At 78.1% G+C, this 1,857-nt stretch carries 1 pseudogene; it reads left to right on the forward strand.

What is annotated here, in order from left to right:
- Positions 1-14 precede the first annotated feature (14 nt).
- Positions 15-1,857 (forward strand): annotated as a pseudogene (locus tag ABZS54_RS42840) (hypothetical protein); the annotation flags it as partial.

A 1,857-nucleotide genomic window follows, 5' to 3' on the forward strand; every position in this document is an offset into this window, starting at 1 on the left:
CCGATGTTGTTGATGTGGTAGCCCAGGAAACGGCCGAGGGCGGCGTGACCGTCGAGGGACAGGTTGACCTGGTCGGTGGCGCGGAGGCGGCCGTTGCGGCGCCGGGCGTGGCCGAAGCTGCCGCGGCCGACGCGGCAGCGCAGGCGGTCGCGGTTGCGGCCGTGCCCGCGGCAGAGCCCGGGTCCGAACCGCCCGTCGGCGTCGCGTCGGAGCCGGTCCGGGTCGAGGCCGGCCCGGACGTGACCGAGGACACGGTCGAATCCGTGCCGCCCGCCGTGGAACAGCAGGAGAACCCCGCGCCGTCGGTGCCGGCCGGGCAGTCGCCGCCGGTCGCGCCCGTCGTACCGGAAGGCACCGGAAGCCGGCGACGCAAGCCCGAGACCGGCTCGGTGCCGGCCGATTCGGGTGCGCACGCGGCGATTCCCGCCGGCACGCCGATCGGCCCGGTTCCACCGCCCGAGCCGGTGACCGCACAGCTCGCCGAGGAGGCCGCGGTCACAGCGCCGGCGGCCGAGCCGGTCGCGCCCGTCGCCGGTGCGGTCGGGTCGCCGGTTGTGGCGGCGGCGAACGTGGGTCCGGCGGTGGCGGAGGCGCCGGTGGAGGATATGCCGGTTACGCCGCCCGCACCGGCGGAGCCCGTTGCGGCCGATGGGTCGTCCGAGAGTTCGAACACCGCGCCGGTTGTGGCCGGCGTACGCCATGTACAGCCGGCCGGGCCGGCAACCGGACCGCAGGCCGAGCCCGTTGCGGTCGTGGTGGTCGCGCCGGAGGGCGTGGTGACCGAGGTGTCCGCGGAAGGCGGGACGGCGACGGCAGTGGTTTCGGAGCAGGATGTGGCGCCGGCGGCGCCGAGTGCGCCCACCGGAGCGGCGGAGCCGGCCGCGGCTGCGCCGTTCACCGAGCCGGCCGCACCGACCGCGCGGGCGGCTTCGGCCACGCCGCCGCAGTCGACCGGGCAGATTGAACAGACCGGGCAGACCGGGCAGACCGAGTCGGCAGCGCAGACCGAGTCGGCCGCGCAACCGGCACCCGCGGCACAGCCCGTGCCGCCGGTGGTGACCACCCCGACCGCGCCTGCGGAGCAAGCCCCCGCCGAGCAGGCCGCGCCGGTTACGCCGGCCGAGCAGCCCGCCCCGGCCGCGCCCGTCGAGCAACCCGGATCGGCCGTTCCGGACGGGGCCGGTCCGACCTCGGCCGAGCCGCCCGCGCCCGGTGCCGAGCAGGCGGGCGGCGCGCAACCCGCTGCCGAGGCCGTCCCGGTCGCGGCGCCTGCGGAGCAGCCGGTCGCGAGTGGCTCCGGCCACGAGTCGGTCGCCGACGGCGCGCCGGTCGTGGTCGAAACGGGTGACGCACCCGCCGAGGCGACACCCGTCGCCGCAGCGAACGACGCGTCGGCCGAGGCCGCCTCGGCCCCGCTCGGGAACGCGGCGCCCGCCGTCGCCGTCCCGACCGGACCGACCACGCAGTCCATCGCGGCGGAGCTCCTCGCCGAGGAGATCCCCGCCCCGTCGACCGCCGAGCAGCAGGCGCCCGCGACGGCCCCCGAGCCCGTCGCGGAGTCGACCTCGACCGTGCCGCCCGCCGGCCCGATCGAGGCCGGATCGGCCGCCGCCGGCCCGTCCGTTCCCCGTACGTCCGAGGAAAGCACCGCCATGCACGGCCTCCAGAGCACGCCCAGCGCCGAGCCCGATCGGCAGCCGCAGCCCGCGGTCGTCGTCGAGAACGGCGAGATTCCCAGGATTCCGCCGCCGCCGGTCGAGCCGGTCGGCACGCCTGCGGCCGAACCGGCCCAGGGCGGGCAGGCCGACGCGGTCGCGTCCGAGGTGCCCGTGCCGGCGGACGCCGCGCCGACCGACG

This window comes from Embleya sp. NPDC005575 (assembly GCF_040605455.1).
Classification (GTDB): domain Bacteria; phylum Actinomycetota; class Actinomycetes; order Streptomycetales; family Streptomycetaceae; genus Embleya.